Here is a 16,346-nt window from a genome sequence, read left to right on the forward strand (position 1 = left end):
AGTTGCCCCCACTATGCCCCGGCCCTAGTCCCCCTGACTAGGGCCGGGTGCGCATTTCAGTGGACAACCACGCGGCCCACCAGCGAGACGTTTTTCACATCCGTCTCGCCGTCCACCTTCAGCACCACGCTTAACAGTGGTTCGGTGGTTTCCACGTCGGCGCTGATCTGGCCGCCCCGCAGCTTGCCCTCCGCGATCACGGGCGGATGCGCGGTCTCCTGCTCTGCGGGTACGCCGTAGAGGGTGTAGTTGGCGGTGCCGGAGGCGTCGATAAGCACTTGCTCAAGCGTGAACGCCGAGCCGTCCTCGGGCATGAACCGCACGGAGCTGTCGTCCAGCACCTCCTGGTTAAGCGGGCCGATGACCACCGGCATGCGCTCGTCGCGCGTGGTGGTCGTGGGTGCGGCCGACGGGCGTTCCACCACGTTTTCGCCGGAGACGAAGTCCACCAGGTAGGTGGTGAGCACACCCACCAGCACCGCGGCGATCACGGCGGCGAAGGTGAGCAGGCCGATGGTCACCGGGCCCATGTTGCGGCCGCCGAAGCCGCCGCGCAGCGCGTCCGGGTCCTCCACGTGCTCGACCACCGGCTCGACCGGCTCGTAGATGTCCACCACCGGGATCTCGTCCGTCGGCGCGTCCTCGTTGGGCACCGGCAGGTTCGCCGCTTCAAACAGGGCGCGCTCGATGTCGCGGAAGGCGGCCTGGTCCACCGCGTCGGCGTCCACGAGCGCGCGGGTGCGGGCGGTGACGTCGTCCAGGTCGTCGGAGCTGACGTTGCTGGTCAGAAGCGTCAGCGCGGAGGCGAAGGATTCCGCGTCAGTGGCCGGCGTGGCATCGGGAAGCACCACCGGGAACGCCAGGCGGACGTGCCCCTCGTGGTCGATGCGCAGCTGCTGGCGGTTGTCCAGCCCCAGCGGGACCTCCGCCTCGTGCGCCGCCGCCATCGCGCCGGCCAGGGGTGCCAGGGCGTTGGCCACGGCCTCGGTGTGCAGCGTCTGGCCCGACTCCGCCACAGCCTTGACCGAGGAGCCGTCCACCCAGTCCGCCACCACCAGGGCGCCGGAGCGGTAGGACAGGATCTCAATGTTCTCCGCCACCGCCGGCAGGTCCAGCTTGGCCAGCTTGCGGGTGCGCCGCGCCACGCCGGCGGCCTTCAGCGCCGCTTCGCGCGGGGTTGCCGGGGCCATCGGCGCCGATCCCGTGGTGTCCACGAACGTCAGCGCCACATCTCTGCCGGTGGCAACCTCGCGCGCCTGCCAGAAGCGCGCGCCGGAGGTGGCGCCGTGGTCGCGGATCAGGCGGAAACGCCCGTCGGACACGCCCGCGCCCGGCACCAGGCGCGGCCCGCGGACCACACCCGCGGACATCGGCGGCGGCACCGGAGAGGCATTGAAGGTGTCGGCTGCGAGGAACTGGTTGGACACATCGCGCGGGTCCACCTCGCCCACCTCGAGCGCGCGGTCCTCGTCCGGGCGGATGAAGCGGCTTAGGCCCGGGATGCGTTGCAGCGCGCGGCCCAGGTTCTGCACCTCGGGCAGTTTGGAGCGCGACAGCACCAGGCCAGTGACCACCAAAAACAGCACGCCGAGCATCGCCACCTCGATGAGGTTGCCCAGGCTGGGGGCTCCAATGAGGCGCCCGAGGGCCTCGGGCAGGTGCAGGCCGGCGACGTCGCGAAGCAGCCAGCGCACACCGAAGATCACCGCAACACCCACGAGCGCCGCAGCCACTGCCCAGATGGAGGTGCGCAGCACGTCGCTGGAGCGCAGGGTGCCCAGCTTGCGGCGCAGAAGCAGGGCGCCGATGAGCGCACCGGCGACGAAGCCGAAGCCGTTGGCCGCGCCGAGCAACACCACCACGTGGCTGGGGTCCTGCGCGATATAGGGCGCGAGTGAGGACAGCAGGATTTTCGTGCCGGTGATGCCGGCGATGATGAACGTGGGCGTCCACGCTTCCTCGCGGGCGTAGAACACGCGCAGGTGCAGCATCACCAGCGCGTACGGGATCAGGGTGAACGAGGACGCGGAGATGGTCAGGCCCAGCAGGTGGGCGGCCTGAGGGCTGAACGAGCCGTAGGCGAACAGGGCGTGGGCGATGTCGGGGCCCAGCGCCGTCATGAAAATGATGATGGGGATCAGTGCGATGAACGTCAGCTTCGTGCCCATGGTCAGGTCCGCGACCACGGCGGCGTCGTCGCCGTCCGCGGCGTTGCGGGACATGCGCGGCATGATCGCGGTGAGCAGGGTGACGCCGATGATGCCGTACGGCATTTGCAGCAGCATCCAGTGCTGCTGGTAGATAAACTGCGCCGCCGCGTCCGCGTTGAACGCGATGCGGCTGGTAATCACGTAGCCGAGCTGGCTGATTGCCACGTAGGTGATAATCGCCAGCGCCATCCCGCCGAACTGCTTGAGGCGTTCGTCGATGCCCCACAGCGGCCGCAGGTCAATGCCGAGCTTGCGCAGCGCGGGCAGCATGATCAGGCACTGCACCACCACGCCAGCCGTGGTGCCAAGCCCCAGCAGGAGCACGTGGGGATTGCTTATCGACGTCGGCGCCGCCGGGTTCAGCTGCCCCGGCAGCGCCATATACGCCACGAGCACGGCAATGGAGACGATGTTGTTGGCCACCGGGGCCCAGGCGCCGGGCCGGAAGTGCTCCTTCGTGTTCAGGATGGCCATGAACAGGGAAAACATGCCGTAGAAGAAGATCTGCGGCAGCACCAGATACGCGAACGAGGTGGTTTGGACGAGGTTGCCCTGGGAGTCCTCTTCCATCATCATCCGGGTCAGCAGCGGCGCGGCCGCCACGGCGATGACGGTGACCACCGTCATCAGCGTCAGGGTGAGCGTGAACAGGCGGCGGATGAATGCCGCGCCGTGGTCCGCGTCCTCTTTTTCTGCGCGCACCAGCACCGGCACCACCAGGGCGGTGAGCACGGAGCCCAGCACGATCTCCGTGATCAGGTTGGGAAGCGTGTTGGCGGTGTTGAAGGACGCCGCCACGACCTCGCCAAGGGCCGCGCCGATGAGCACGGTGCGGATGAAGCCGGTGATGCGCGATATCAGGGTGGCCACGGCCATGGAGCCGGTGGCGCGCACGACTTTCTCCCCGCCCTCGGCGGGTTCCTCTTCGCTCGCTTTGGTCTCGGCGACCGCGACGGCCGCTGCCGTGCCTGCTGGCCCCGCGCCGCCCGCGGCTACCGTGTCGGCGGTCTGCGGCGGGGCGATGGTTTCGCCCTTGGGGCTGGTGGTCAGCAGCGACTTATCCGGCGCGCCGTCCTCGAGCTCCTCGCGCGCCGGTTTGGTTTCGCGCGGCGCCGGCACCGGCGCTGGCGGCGCTGGCGTGACAATGCGCCGGCGCAGTCCCTGTTCCGTCACTTGGTTCTCCGATTCTTACGTCTGCTGGCTTGTGGTTCTCGTTCGCTGTCTGCAGGCGGGCTGCCCCGCGCGCCGCGCAGCGCGATCACCACCAGCAGCCCGGCCAGCACCAGCGCGGCGACGGCGAGCCAGCGGCCCACCGTGAACCGCGTGGTGCGCACGGCGATGTCCACCGGCTGCGAGATCGGCTGCCCGTTCGCGCTGGCCAGGTACAGGTTCAGGTCCGTGCTGCGGGAGCTCTCCGGCAGGTCCGCGGTCATCTGCACCGTGACCGACCCGCGCGCCGGGATGCGCAGCACCCCGGGCACGTGCAGGCGGGCGTCCGCGGGCCCGGAGAAGTTGATGGAGGTCTCCACCGGCAGCGGCAGCCCGTTGCGGGCCACGATCAGCAGCGGGCTGGAATTGGAGGTGCGCGTGTAGACGTTCCCGGGCGGGATCAGATCTACCGCCGAGCGCAGGTCCCCCAGCGCGGCGCGGGAGGCGCCGAGGCGTTCGCTGGTGGCCTCGACCGCGTCGCTGTAGCGCGACATTGAACGGCGCTCGCCTACCGAGAGCGCCTGCAGCAGATCCCGGCGCAGCGGCAGGGTAAACCCGTATCGCGTGAGCGCGATGCCGGGGTCCGGCACCATCAGCCCGGTCAGGTCGTTGATGAACCCGGCTTGCTGGGTCACCTGCAGCACCTCCGCGTCGGTGAACGCGGTGGGGTCGGTGTGCTCGCCGGGCTCACCCGCAGGCGCGACTTCAGCGGGCGCGTCCAGGTAGGCGCCAAACGCCATGGGGTGCGCCGCGGCTCCGGTGACCAGCTCCGCGACGGTGCCCAGCACGGCGGCGGCGGTGTCCGCGTCCCAGTTCGCGGGCGGGGCGACCAAGATCGGCTCCGGCTGCTCCTCGGAGTCCTCCCCCACCCAGGCGGATTGGGCGGCCAGGCGCACCGCGGCGGCGGCGTTGGTGTCGCGCGCGGCCTTGGAGTCCACGGCGTAGTTGTAGCGCAGGTTCTCCTCCGAAAAGCCGGTGGTCTCTGGGTCCACGCCGGTGGCCGCCAGCACGGTGGCCAGGGATGACTGGTAGCCCACCGTCATCACGCCCGGCGCGACCCAGCCGTAGTCTCTGCCTGGCGTGGCGGCCAGCACGCGCACGGGCTGCTGCGGGGCGGGTGCGGCGGCCCCGGCGAGGTCCGCCATGTCGGCGCGCTCGAGGGCGCTTTCGGACCCGTCGTGCTCCTCCTGCACGCCTGCCGCCTCCGCGCGCTCCCATGCGGCCTGCATGCCTTCGTCCCTGACGGTGGAGCGCGAGTGGTCCGCCCAACCCAACGCGGGCGCGGTGCCGTCCTCGACGTAGCCCGTGCCGGTGACCACGGTGTTGAGCGTGCCGGCGGTGCCCAGCACGCGCTGCAGCACGAACGGCCCGCGCTCCACGGCCTCGCGCATGAGCCACTTATCGCCGGTGCGCGCCACGGCGTTCAGGTCCGCGTTCGCCCACGGCAGGGACACCACGCAGCCGGTGGCGGCGATGTGGCGCACCTTGTCCAGCCACACCTTCGCGTCGTCCGCGCCGGCGCCGGGTTCGCCGTCGGGGGCGACTTCACCTCCCCAGGAGTCGCGCAGGCGCTTCGGCTCTTCCACCACGGCGGGGCGTTCGTCGTCGACGGTGTAGCCGTGCTGCATGCGGTCCACGGTGTCTAGCAGCGCGGGGTCCAGCGCCACGCAGGTGGCGTAGCCGACCTCGGGTGTTTGCGCTGCCTCAATGTACTGGTCCACTAGCTGGCTCAGCCGCCCCTCGGGCGCGAGCTGGCCCGCCAGGGAGTCGTTCGCCAGCACCAGCGGCTGCGTCTCGGGCGCCTCGCCGGTTTCGCCGGGCAGGATGTCCACGTCGGCGGTCACCGGGTACAGCGCGGTCAGCTCCGCGGCCCGGATGTTGTCGCGCACGCCTCTCACACCCATATGGAAGCGATCGGTGTCGAGGGGGGCACCGGAGGCGTCGAGAAGCTGCAGCATGATGGGGTACGTGCCCACATCCGGCAGGTCGAGGCCCAAGTCCATCTCGATCTCCAGCGAGTCGCCGGGGGCCAATTGCCTATCGACGCCACGCGCGTCCCCCACCACCTGATACTCCTGCAGGCCAGCGATGGTGGCGTAGCGCTGCTCCATCACCGTGGCCACCGCCGAGGCGCGGCGCGGGACCACGCTGAGCCCCTCGAGCGTGTCGTCGGAGTGGTTGGTCACGCGAAGTTTCACGTGAAACGGGTCGTGCGCGGAAACGGAGCGCGGCGCCTCGACGACCTCGACGCTCGCCTGCTCGCCCTCGGACGGGCGCACGGTCAGGTTCGCCCACTGCTCCGTCACTTCCGGGTTGTCCGGCGCCAGCGGCACTGCGGGGGCGGCGAGCACGACGGCAGCCAGCGCGGCGTACCGGTTCATCTCGGAGTTGCCCTTCCGGCCTTCTTTTCCTTCCTGGCCAGATCCGGCATCCGGTCGTACGCGATGCGGGCGAGCTTGCGCTCATCGGCGTAGGCGAGGTGCTCCATCAGGTCGCTCATGGGTACCCACGCCACCTCGGTGACCTCCGGGTCTTCGTCGTTGAACACGCCGTCGACGTAGCGCAGCAGGTTGTGGTGCACCGTCTTGTGGATGCGCACGCCGTCGGAGACGAACCAGTAGTCGATCGTGCCCAGAGTGTCGAAGGCCTCGCCGGTGATCCCGGTTTCCTCCCACACCTCGCGCTGCGCGGTGACCCACTGGTGCTCGCCGTTTTCCACGTGGCCTTTCGGCATGGACCACAGCAGCCGCCCGCGGCGGTCCAGGCGGCCGATGAGCGCGACGTAGATGCGGCTCATGTCCACCTTGCCGTCTTTGCCCACGGCCTCCGCCATGCCGGAGACCACCAGGCCGCCGGCCGAGGTCTCGTCGCGCGTCTCTATCGACGAATCGTGTCTGTTCTGGTACTGCGACCTGCGACGATTGTGCTGCTTGCGCCCGCCGCGGGAGTTCTTCCCGCGGCGGTTATTCCGCTTCCGCTTCGGCTTGTCTCCCTGCTGCTGTTGCTGCTCGGCGGGTTTGCCCCCGCGTCGGCGCCGCGGCCGGCGCTTACCGCCGCCGGAGCCCCCCTTGCCGTTGGAGGGCCCCGGAACCGGGCGCTGGTTGTCACTCATTCGTGTCATGCTATCGGTCTTTCGGCCGGTTGTGGTACTTCCCGCGCGGGGGTGGCGGGTATCGTGTCCCGGGTGACGCAGAAGCTCTTCGATATGCCAGACCCGACCGACCCGCTTGCTGCCCCTGCGCTGATGGCCAGGGCGCAGGATGTCGTGGCCAAGCATGCTGCTCTGCTCGAGCCGCTCGCGCAACTGTTCGCTTGCCGCGGCGAGACCTTATATATGGTCGGCGGCTCGGTGCGCGACGCGATGCTCGGCCGCGGGGTGCACGACCTCGACTTCACCACCTCCGCGCGCCCCGAGGTGATCCAGGAGATCCTGGACGAGTGGGGCGAGAAAGTGTGGGACACCGGCATCGAGTTCGGCACCGTCTCCGCCATCCGCCGCGGCGAAACCGTGGAGATCACCACCTTCCGCTCCGACCTCTACGACGGCGTGACCCGCAACCCTGAGGTCACCTTCGGCGACACGCTCGAGGGCGACCTCATCCGCCGCGACTTCGCGTGCAATGCGATGGCCATTGAGCTTTCGCTTAACGACGAGCTCCGCCTCTCCCCCACCTTCCACGACCCCGTCGACGGGTTGGGCGACCTTGTGGAGCAGGTCCTGGACACCCCGCAAGAGCCCGAGGTGTCGTTCCGCGACGATCCCCTGCGAATGCTGCGCGCCGCCCGCTTCGTCTCCCAGCTGGGCTTTACCGTGGCGGACCGGGTGTTCGATGCGATGTGCGACATGGCGGGTGAGATCGAGCGCATCACCGCCGAGCGCGTCCAGGCTGAGCTGGACAAACTCATGCTTGGCGCACGCCCCTGGGAGGGCATCGATCTGCTGGTGTCCACCGGTCTGGCCGGCTACATCCTGCCCGAGATTCCGGCGCTGCAGCTGGAGACCGACGAGCACATGCAGCACAAGGACGTCTACCGCCACTCCCTGACCGTGCTGCGCCAGGCCACCGAACTCGAGGACGAAGGCCCGGACCTGAAACTGCGCTGGGCGGCGCTGATGCACGACATCGGCAAACCTGCCACCCGCGCACCCAAGGAGGGCGGCGGCGTGACCTTCCACCACCACGAAGTAGTCGGTGCGAAGATGACCCGCAAGCGCCTGAAGGCCCTGAAGTACCCGAAGCACGTTATCTCCGATGTGGGCCAGCTCGTGTTCCTGCACATGCGTTTCCACGGCTTCGGCGAGGGCCAGTGGACCGACTCCGCGGTGCGCCGCTACGTCACCGACGCCGGCGAACTACTGCCCAAGCTGCACAAACTCGTCCGCGCCGACTCCACCACCCGCAACGCCAAGAAGGCCGCGCGCCTGCAGCGCACCTACGATCACCTGGAGGAGCGCATCGCGGACATCGCCGCCAAGGAGGACCTCGCGCGCGTGCGCCCGGACCTGGACGGCAACGAAATCATGCAGATCCTGGGGCTTGAACCCGGCCCGGAGGTGGGCAAGGCGTGGAAGTATCTCAAGGAGCTGCGCCTGGAGCGCGGCGAGCTGGACCACGACGAGGCCGTCGCCGAGCTGAAAGCCTGGTGGGAGAAGGAAAATGCCTGAGTATTTCTACGCAGACCGCCTGTTCAACGCACTGGAGCGGGTCGAACCGGAACCGGGCATGCTTCTTGTTTCCGCGCCCGGCATGTTCTCTCCCGAGTTCGCCCGCACCGTGGTGCTCGTGCTGGAGCACGACGCGGACCACACCCTCGGCGTGGTGCTGAACCGCCGCAGCGAGGTTGCCGTCGCCAACGTGATGGACGCGGGCTGGGCCGAGTTGGCCGCCAAGCCGCAGGCCGTGCACATCGGCGGGCCGGTCAGCCCCGAGTCCGCGGTGGGCCTTGGCGTGACCGCGGCCGGCGCGCCCGATAACCCCTACCTCAACCGCCTGGCCAACCGCCTCGTGCTCGTGGATCTGAACGCCTCCCCCGTCGAGCTTGCCCCTGAGCTCGATGGCGTCCGCATCTTCGCCGGCTACGCTGAGTGGGCGCCGGGCCAGCTCGACGACGAGATCCTGCGCGGCGACTGGTTTGTCACCCCCGCCCTGCCCAGCGACGTCGTTGCTTCCGCGGGTGCGGATCTTTGGGGTGACGTGATGCGTCGACAAGCAATGCCCTTGCCCCTGTTCGCCACCTTCCCCGCGAACCTCGAGGACAACTAGTGGCTGTTTCACGTGAAACATCGGCGGAGATTCGGCTGGGACTTCGCGACACCTGGCTGGTCGCACTCGGGTTGGTGCCGCTCGGGCTGGCGTTCGGCCTGCTGATGACCCAATCCGGCTTCGCGTGGTGGTGGACCCCAATTTTCTCCACCGTGATTTACGCAGGGTCGATGGAGTTTCTGGCCATCGACATGGTGCTTACCGGCGTCGGCCCCGTTTCGTCCGCGATCACGGGGTTCATGGTGAACTTCCGCCACATGTTCTACGGGCTGACGTACCCGCGCTCCTCCATCTGCAGCGGTGTGCCGTCCGCGTACGCCACCTACGCGCTTACCGACGAGGTCTACGCCATCACCTCCACCCTGCGCGGCCGCCCCTCAGGCGCGCGCCTGCTGACGATCACCGTTGTGTGCCAGATCGTGTGGATCGCCTCCGGCATCATCGGTGCCCTCGCCGGCGCCGTTATCCCCGAAGGCGTCGAGGGCTTCGACTTCGCGCTGACCGCCCTCTTTGCCGTGCTGGCGTTCGAGGCGTTCCAGGCCAGCCGTGACCTGTCCGCGCCACTTATCGCAGGTGGCCTCGCTCTGGGCGCTGCCGTGGTGCTGCCGGGCCAGGTGATCATCGTGGCGCTCGTGTCCTACTTCCTCGTCCTCCTCCTGCGCTTCTGGGCCCCGCGCATTGACGACAAGCTGACCTGGCGGCTGCCATGAGTAACTACGGCCTCCCCGACGGCGTCTCGCTGCCCATGGTGGCCGCAGTGCTCATCCCCGTCGGCATCGTCACCGTGCTGCTGCGCGCACTCCCCTTCTCCATGCTGCGGGTGCTCAAGGGCAGCCCGTTCATCGACTTCCTCGCCGTGCTCATGCCCGTCGGCGTGATGACAGTGCTTGTCGCCTACACCCTCGTCGGCCACGCCGGCTCCCCCGCCCACCTCGCATCCGCGCTCATCGCCCTGGTGGCCACCCTGCTGCTGCACTGGTGGAAGCGCCGCGCCGACCTCTCGATCTTCGCCGGCACCGCCCTGTACATGCTGTTGGTCAACGTCGTTTTCTAGTCTTCCTCTCCCCTGCTCGGGAGGGGAGTTTTCGCGTTCCAGGGGCTATGTATATCGTCACGGAAGGTGGAGACGTTACATCTCCAGAAAGGCTTGAATACCTGCGGAAACCTGTGTTTTACTGTCGCGAGTCCGGTTCCGGGCTATTTAACGTCAGATTCGCACAAAGGAGTTTCCAATGAAGCGCATCACCGCAGCTGCTTTGGCCGCCACCACTGCCCTGTCTTTGGCGGCCGTACCGGCACAGGCTGAAGAGGACAGGTTGAACGACACGCTGGAGAACTTTGAGAAGGCAGTGAAGCCGAAGAAGGCGTCCGACGTCACTGATGCCTACCTCGCTGGCTACAAAGCCCAGGCAAGGGTCCGCGAAGAACTGAATCCGGGCACCGGCTACTCCGGTCCGTACAAGAGCTCCTCCGAGAAGAACCTGGTGCCGAAGAGCGCTACCTCCTCGCTGAAGAATGATGCTGCACGCGGCTACAAGCTCGGCACCACCTACGACATCCTCGTCGGCACCGGCATCGCCGCAGGCGTCTTGGCACTCGTTGGTGCCGCCGCGGCCGCAGCGGGCAAGATCCCGGGTGTCCCGGGTGTGCCGGCCGTTGAGCAGTTCTTTTAAGCCTCACTGGTCGTTGAAGGACCAGTTGCACTCCTCCATGGTCCGCATGGTGTCGTTGCGCTGCGGCAGGGAGTAGTTCGTGGACACGAAGCGCGTCCCGTCGCGGTAGACGAAGTGGATGTCTGATCGCTCCTTCAACGTCTGCAGATACCCCTCCGTAACCAGGGAGTGGCAGGCGGAGCACAGCGGCAAGAGGTTCTCCAAGTCGGTTAGGCCCCCGGTGGCCCAGTCCTCGATGTGGTGGATCTCGATGAATCGCGTGTGCGTGCACCCCGGTGCCGCGCACTGCCCTCCCCACATCGCCAGCAGCGCGTTGACTTGTCCGTTCGTTGCCAGGCGCTGTTTGCGTCCGGTGTTGAGGATGAGGCCGTCGGAGTTGACCGTCGATAGGCGTATGTCCGCATTTGCTAGCAAGCTTGCAATGGCTTTCGACGGCGCACCCACGTTGTTGGGCATATACCCGCGACCGTCCGATGTGGCCAGAATGTTCACGTGCGCCCCCGGCGTGGTCAGCGTGTTTCGCGGCGTCGTGCGCGCCATGTGGACGATGCCCATGAGCGCCCGCAGCAGCATCCGACCGATCGGCAGCCCGTAGCCGGAGACTGTCTTCCGCGCGGGGCGGTTCTCCTCCACCTCCTCGGCTCGCTCGAGGGCGATGTTGATTTCGCCGTTGACCTCAGGGTCCAGGTCCTCGAGCACCTCGCCGAGGTTGCAGTACGCGATCTCGCCGATCTTCAACGCTGCGATGAACCCGGCGCCGTCCGCTGCATTCATATTGCCGTGGAACGCGATATCGCCGTTGTCGCGCTTGTGCAGGCTCAGGTAGTACTGCGGGCTGTCCTCGCCCTCCCCGTCCTGCGGCTTCTTCCCCGCCAGCGCGCATTCGAGCTCGTGATAACCCATCCCGAGGGCGAGATCTACCAGTTCACGCTCGTTCTCGGGCGTCATGTACTTCAGCAGCAGCCGCACCACCGAGTAGCTTAGCGCACCCTCGGTGAAGTGTTTGTGCAGGTAAAGGAAGGGCCGTAGACGGTGCGCGACGCTGACGTACTCGTGCGCGGTTGAGGATGACACGCCCAGGCGGCGCATGAGGAAGTGCGCGGTGGTCGATGAGCCACATTCGATAGCAAGTGCGAGTTCATCGAACGTTTGAATTGCGGACAACAGCTCCGCTTTGCTCTGCGTCATTGCGCGGTGCGTGTCTTCGATTTGCTGGCTTAATGCGACGGCGATGGGGTTGGGTTCTGTGGCAACTGCGGCGGTCATTTCGGGCCCCCTTGAGGCGAATGCGAGTTCGATTGCGGACATTATAAAACTCGCTCCCGACATTCCTTTGACCTGCGGAAACGTGGTTTATACCGATTGCTATAACTTGTCCGCAACTCCGCATTGCGGAGAAGTGGGGACTCACCAACTATTGGCTATTGCTTATCGACGTCAGCTCCGCCCATGCCCGCCCCTCACCCCGCTCCGCAACTCCGCATTGCGGACAACTGGGTGACCACCAACTATTGAGATGTGCCAACGAAAAGGAGGTGCGTGATAGGTGCCCCTTGCTGGGGATGTTGGCTGTTGTTACCCCACTTGCTCCCCGCTGTCGGGAGTGTCGGCTTACCCTCCGATGGGCAGACCTTGTCCCCCACAACTCCACATTGCGGACAACTGGGTGCCCACCAACTATTGGCCTTTCAAACTGTTCTGTTCAGCCACCCGGAACCAGATGCGCCCTTCCTCCTGTTTTGGCGGAATGAGTCTGACGGGGACCGGATCGCGGAGCGGGAAGTCGTAGTAGTCCTCGTGGATCGCCTGGTTAATGTTGCGCGCCTCCACGGTGTCGCTGACGTTCAGGCTGTAGCGAATTTCGTGGAGTGCGCGCTTGTATACCTGCCGGCGAATCTTCGGCGCGAGATTCTTCTGTTCCACTGGCTTGTCGATGTAGCGGCGGGGTCCGCTGGGGGTCGGAACTTCGATGATGACTGAGTTGTGGCGCCAGTCGTAGGTATCTCTGCGGTCGGAGCCCTCACTGCGCCAGTTGGGGTTGTAGCGGATCCGGACGGCCACGGCCATGCCGTCGATGAGGTCGCGGCGGAACCAGATGAAGGCCTGGCCAGGCTTCAGGGCGAAGATGAGGGCGAACCCGGCCGCGATCGGCAAAGCAAATGCAAGCATGAAGCCTCGAGGGCCGAAGATGCTCTCGAAGAGTCCGACGTACTTCTCCATGACAAACAGGATCGGCTGGCCAATGTACCGCAGGAGCAACTCAATGATGGTGTCGAAGAATCCGTCCATGGGCCAAGAATAAACGCCCGCCGGGTGGGGCGGGCGTGGAAAGCCGGAGGGACGTCGATAAGCTATTGCAACTTTGCTTGCGCCTCGGACCAAAGGCCCTCGAACTCCTCCTCGCTGAGGTGGGTGGCGGTGATGCCCTCCATGGAGTCGTAGGTGCGCGGGTGTGGGACGGTGCCCATGGGCTGGTTCGCCTGGCCGATGACGCGGCCGTCGACGTAGATGCCGGTGATGGTTTCGGCGGGATCGAGCTCGATCATGCGGACCATGGTGCACTCGTGGGCGGAGATTTCCTCGAGTTCGGCGATGTTGAGCAGCTCGCCGCCGAGCTCGGGGACGTTGTAGTGGATGCGGACGAAATGTTTCACGTGAAACTCCTAGGAAGTTCGGGAGGCATACGCGGAGCAGATGACCAGTTGGCACATGTGGTAGATCATCAGCGGGATGATCAGGACGCCCAGCGAGGCGCCGCCGAAGATGACGGTGGCCATGGGCAGGCCGGTCGCGAGCGACTTCTGGGTGCCGCACATTTGGATGGCGACGCGGTCCTCACGTGGGAAGCGCAGCGCCTCCGAGAGGACGCGGGTGAGCCACAGCATAGCGACGACCAGCACGCACGAGAACACCGTGAGGAACACGATCTCCCACGCGGAGACGTTGGACCAGACGCCGGAAACGACGCCGCGGGAGAACGCGGAGTAGACCACCATCCAGATGGAGCCGCGGTCAACGATCTTGGTCGCCTTCGACTTGGCCAGCTCCCCCACCCGCGGGACGAAGTTGTGCGCGAGCTGGCCCAGGATGAACGGCAGGAGCAGTTGCAGGGCGATATCGCCGAACACCGAGGCGTCCACGGATACCCCGTCGCCGGCGCCCATCAGCCACATCACAAGAACCGGCGTGGCCACAACGCCGACGAGCGAGGACACCGACGCCGCCACGACCGCGCCCGAGACGTTGCCGCGCGCCACCCCGGTGAGCGCCACCGAAGACTGGACGGTGGACGGCACCAGCGACATGAACAGCAGGCCCTGGTACAGGTCCTCGGACATGAACGCCACCGTCGGGCGCGCGAGGAGGCCGATCACCGGATAGATCACAAACGTGAACGCCAGGATCAGCGCGTGAAGGCGCCAGTTGGTTAGGCCCTTCAGTGCCTCCTGGGTAGACAGGCGCGCGCCGTAGAGGAAGAACAGCAGCGCGATGCCCAGCTTCACCGCGACGGCGAACCCGTCCGCGAACGCGCCCTGGGCGGGCAGCACGAACGCGAGTGCCGCCGCGACAACGATGCCGACGAGAAGCGGGTCGAGCTTCTTCATCTACTCGGAAACGGAGACTTTGTCGCCGGCGTCGGTCACGGGGACCTCGCGCATGCCGGTCACGGCCGGGCCGGAGACGCGGGCGCCGTCGGCGATGCTGAACACCGAGCCGTGGGCGGTGCACTTGACGGTGTCGCCCTCAACCTTGGTGATCTTCTTCTGCTGGTGCGGGCACACGCTGGAGTACGCCACGTAGGTGCCGGCGGTGGGCTGGGCGATGATGAACTTGTCCAGGATCACCGCGGAGCCGACGGGCACGTCGGTCTTGGCAACTTCTTCGGGGGCCGCCTCTCCGCAGGCGGCGAGGAATGCACCGGCAAACGTGGTTGCGGTGCCGAGCAGGAACATGCGTCGTGAACAGGTCATGATGCGATCGTAGCGCCCTTCATGGCCGCGACGTACTCGGTCAGCTCGGCTTTCAGCGCGTCCATGTCGGTCACGCGGTTGCCGTCGATGTGCTTGTCGATGATGTTGGTGATCGCCGAGCCGGTGATGGCGCCCGCGGCCCCCGCTGCGATCGCGTCGCGCACGTGCTCCGGCTTCGAGATGCCGAAGCCCAGCAGCACCGGTGCGCCGCCGAACTTCTGCACATTGTCCACGACCTCACGCAGGCCCTCCACCGTCGCCTCCTTGTCCGCACCGGTCACCCCGTCGCGCGAGATGGCGTAGATGTAGCCGCGGGAGTTCGCCGCCACCGCCTCGAGCGTGGCCTCCGAGGCCTTCGCCGGGGCGATGTAGATCGGGTCGATGCCGGCCGCGGTGGCGGCTGCGCTGAAGGGGGCGGACTCGCGCACGGGGACGTCGGGAAGCAAAATGCTGTCCGCACCCGCCTCCTTGAACTCGCCGTAGAACCGCTCGAGGCCGCGCGCGTGCGCGACGTTGCCGTACACCAGCATGCCAATCGGCAAGTCCGGGTAACGTTCGCGGATGGTGCGAATTTGGGCGAGCGCCTTATCGACGGTCGCTCCGCCCGCCAACGCCCTCACATGCGCACCCTGGATAGCGGGGCCGTCCGCGACGGGGTCGGAGAACGGCACGCCGAGCTCCACGGCGTCTGCGCCCGCGTCGACGACGGCGGAGACGATCTCCACCGCGTCCTGCGGGTTGGGGTCCGAGAGCATGATGAAGGGCACGAACGCGCCTTTGCCGGCAGCGAAGAGTTTCTCGTAGCGGCTCATTTACTTTTCCTCTCTATCTGCGAGCGAAGCTCGCACGTGGGCGATGTCTTTGTCGCCGCGGCCGGACAGGGCGACCAGGATGTGCAGGGGCTCTTTGTCGGATGGGTGCTCGGCGGCGCGCTTCAGTGCATAGCCGAGGGCGTGGGAGGACTCGAGTGCGGGGATGATGCCCTCGTGGCGGGATAGGGCCTGGAAGGCGTCGAGGGCCTCGTCGTCGGTGACGGGGACGTACTTCGCGCGGCCGGACTTGGCCAGGTGGGCGTGCTCCGGGCCCACACCCGGGTAGTCCAGGCCGGCGGAGATGGAGTAGGACTCCTCAACCTGGCCGTCGCCGTCGCACATCAGGTACGAGTACGTGCCGTGAAGCAGGCCGGTCGTGCCCTGGGCGATGGCGGCACCGTGGGCGCCGAGGCCGAAGCCCTCTCCCCCGGGCTCGGCGCCGATGAGCTCGACGCCTTCGTCGTCGATGAAGTCCGCGAAGGTGCCGATCGCGTTGGATCCGCCGCCGACGCAGGCGACCACTACGTCCGGCAACCGGTCGGTGCGCTCGAGGATCTGGGCGCGGGCTTCGGTGGAGATCACGCGGTGGAATTCCTTGACGATCTTCGGGAACGGGTGCGGCCCGGCCGCCGTGCCGAGGAGGTAGTGGGACTCGTGGAAGGTGGCGGTCCAGTCACGCAGCGCCTCGTTCACCGCGTCCTTCAGGGTGCCCGCGCCGGACTCCACACCGACGACCTCCGCGCCCATCAGACGCATGCGGTACACGTTCGGTGCTTGGCGCTCCATATCTGTCTTGCCCATGTAGATCACGCACTCCAGGCCGAGCAGCGCACAGGCGAGTGCGGTGGCGGTGCCGTGCTGGCCGGCGCCGGTCTCCGCGATGATGCGGGTCTTGCCCATCTGCTTGGCCAGCAGCGCCTGGCCGATCACCTGGTTGGTCTTGTGCGCGCCACCGTGGACGAGGTCCTCGCGCTTGAGGAAGATGCGCGCGTTGCCCTCAAGCGGCAGGTTGCGGCACTCGGTGAGTGGGGTGGGTCGGCCGAGGTAGTCGCGGAGCAGTCCGCGGTACTCGGCCATGAACGCGTCGTCGTTGAACGCGTCGACGAAGGCTTGCTCGAGCTGGTCGAGCGCCGGGATCAGCGATTCGGGGACGAACTGTCCGCCGAACTCGCCATAGTACGCAGGGAGCAGGGTCATTGTGTCAGTC

The 16,346-nt window shown here is 67.0% G+C and carries 15 protein-coding genes; 5 read left to right on the forward strand and 10 right to left on the reverse strand.

The features are described 5' to 3' along the window. Positions 1–56: 56 nt before the first annotated feature. Genes murJ through QP996_RS02250 form a run of 3 tightly spaced genes read right to left on the reverse strand, consistent with a single transcriptional unit; the run spans position 57 to position 6,531 of the window. Complete coding sequence (gene murJ / locus QP996_RS02240) at positions 57–3,383, reverse strand: murein biosynthesis integral membrane protein MurJ (RefSeq protein ID WP_284871010.1); 3,327 nt, start codon at positions 3,381–3,383, stop codon at positions 57–59. Beyond that, a complete protein-coding gene (locus QP996_RS02245) occupies positions 3,380–5,800 on the reverse strand; it encodes a DUF6049 family protein (RefSeq protein WP_284871011.1) in 2,421 nt (806 codons plus the stop codon). The genes murJ and QP996_RS02245 overlap by 4 nt, the downstream gene beginning before the upstream one ends. Further along, a complete protein-coding gene (locus QP996_RS02250; RefSeq protein WP_070475415.1) occupies positions 5,797–6,531 on the reverse strand; it encodes an NUDIX hydrolase in 735 nt (244 codons plus the stop codon). The genes QP996_RS02245 and QP996_RS02250 overlap by 4 nt, the downstream gene beginning before the upstream one ends. Before the next feature lie 132 nt (positions 6,532–6,663). On the opposite strand from QP996_RS02250, the gene QP996_RS02255 reads away from it, so the two are divergent. The 5 genes from QP996_RS02255 to QP996_RS02275 all read left to right on the forward strand — a co-directional run bounded on the left by QP996_RS02255 (position 6,664) and on the right by QP996_RS02275 (position 10,356). Continuing rightward, entirely contained in the window at positions 6,664–8,085 is a 1,422-nt protein-coding gene (locus QP996_RS02255) for a CCA tRNA nucleotidyltransferase (RefSeq protein ID WP_502870099.1), read from the forward strand. Continuing rightward, positions 8,078–8,683, forward strand: coding sequence for a YqgE/AlgH family protein (locus QP996_RS02260; RefSeq protein WP_284871012.1), 606 nt, complete (start codon positions 8,078–8,080; stop codon positions 8,681–8,683). The genes QP996_RS02255 and QP996_RS02260 overlap by 8 nt, the downstream gene beginning before the upstream one ends. Beyond that, positions 8,683–9,393, forward strand: coding sequence for an AzlC family ABC transporter permease (locus QP996_RS02265; protein WP_284871013.1), 711 nt, complete (start codon positions 8,683–8,685; stop codon positions 9,391–9,393). The genes QP996_RS02260 and QP996_RS02265 overlap by 1 nt, the downstream gene beginning before the upstream one ends. After that, positions 9,390–9,737: a branched-chain amino acid transporter permease gene (locus QP996_RS02270; RefSeq protein ID WP_284871014.1), complete on the forward strand. Its 348-nt coding sequence runs from the start codon at positions 9,390–9,392 to the stop codon at positions 9,735–9,737. The genes QP996_RS02265 and QP996_RS02270 overlap by 4 nt, the downstream gene beginning before the upstream one ends. Positions 9,738–9,915: 178 nt before the next feature. After that, positions 9,916–10,356 carry a hypothetical protein gene (locus tag QP996_RS02275; protein ID WP_284871015.1) on the forward strand — a complete coding sequence of 147 codons (441 nt, stop codon included), beginning with the start codon at positions 9,916–9,918 and terminating at the stop codon, positions 10,354–10,356. A gap of 3 nt (positions 10,357–10,359) precedes the next feature. Here QP996_RS02275 and QP996_RS02280 read toward each other — a convergent pair whose 3' ends face one another. The 7 genes from QP996_RS02280 to trpB form a co-directional block, all read right to left on the reverse strand. Next, on the reverse strand, positions 10,360–11,622 hold the full coding sequence (locus QP996_RS02280) for an HNH endonuclease signature motif containing protein (RefSeq protein WP_284871016.1): 1,263 nt from the start codon (positions 11,620–11,622) through the stop codon (positions 10,360–10,362). A 411-nt stretch (positions 11,623–12,033) separates the two neighbouring features. Continuing rightward, positions 12,034–12,645: a hypothetical protein gene (locus tag QP996_RS02285; RefSeq protein ID WP_284871017.1), complete on the reverse strand. Its 612-nt coding sequence runs from the start codon at positions 12,643–12,645 to the stop codon at positions 12,034–12,036. Positions 12,646–12,707: 62 nt separating this feature from the next. Then, on the reverse strand, positions 12,708–13,010 hold the full coding sequence (locus QP996_RS02290; RefSeq protein WP_063937066.1) for a hypothetical protein: 303 nt from the start codon (positions 13,008–13,010) through the stop codon (positions 12,708–12,710). A gap of 9 nt (positions 13,011–13,019) precedes the next feature. Further along, positions 13,020–13,961 (reverse strand): bile acid:sodium symporter family protein, encoded by a 942-nt coding sequence (locus QP996_RS02295; RefSeq protein ID WP_284871018.1) that lies wholly within the window; start codon positions 13,959–13,961, stop codon positions 13,020–13,022. Next, positions 13,962–14,327: a Rieske (2Fe-2S) protein gene (locus QP996_RS02300; protein WP_194559906.1), complete on the reverse strand. Its 366-nt coding sequence runs from the start codon at positions 14,325–14,327 to the stop codon at positions 13,962–13,964. It abuts the gene before it with no gap. After that, a complete protein-coding gene (gene trpA / locus QP996_RS02305; RefSeq protein ID WP_284871019.1) occupies positions 14,324–15,139 on the reverse strand; it encodes a tryptophan synthase subunit alpha in 816 nt (271 codons plus the stop codon). Before trpA ends, QP996_RS02300 begins: the two co-directional genes overlap by 4 nt. Continuing rightward, positions 15,140–16,336 (reverse strand): tryptophan synthase subunit beta, encoded by a 1,197-nt coding sequence (gene trpB / locus QP996_RS02310; RefSeq protein WP_284871020.1) that lies wholly within the window; start codon positions 16,334–16,336, stop codon positions 15,140–15,142. Between the last annotated feature and the right edge of the window lie 10 nt (positions 16,337–16,346).

Origin of the sequence: Corynebacterium sp. MSK008 (genome assembly GCF_030232585.1) — a bacterium.
GTDB lineage: Bacteria > Actinomycetota > Actinomycetes > Mycobacteriales > Mycobacteriaceae > Corynebacterium.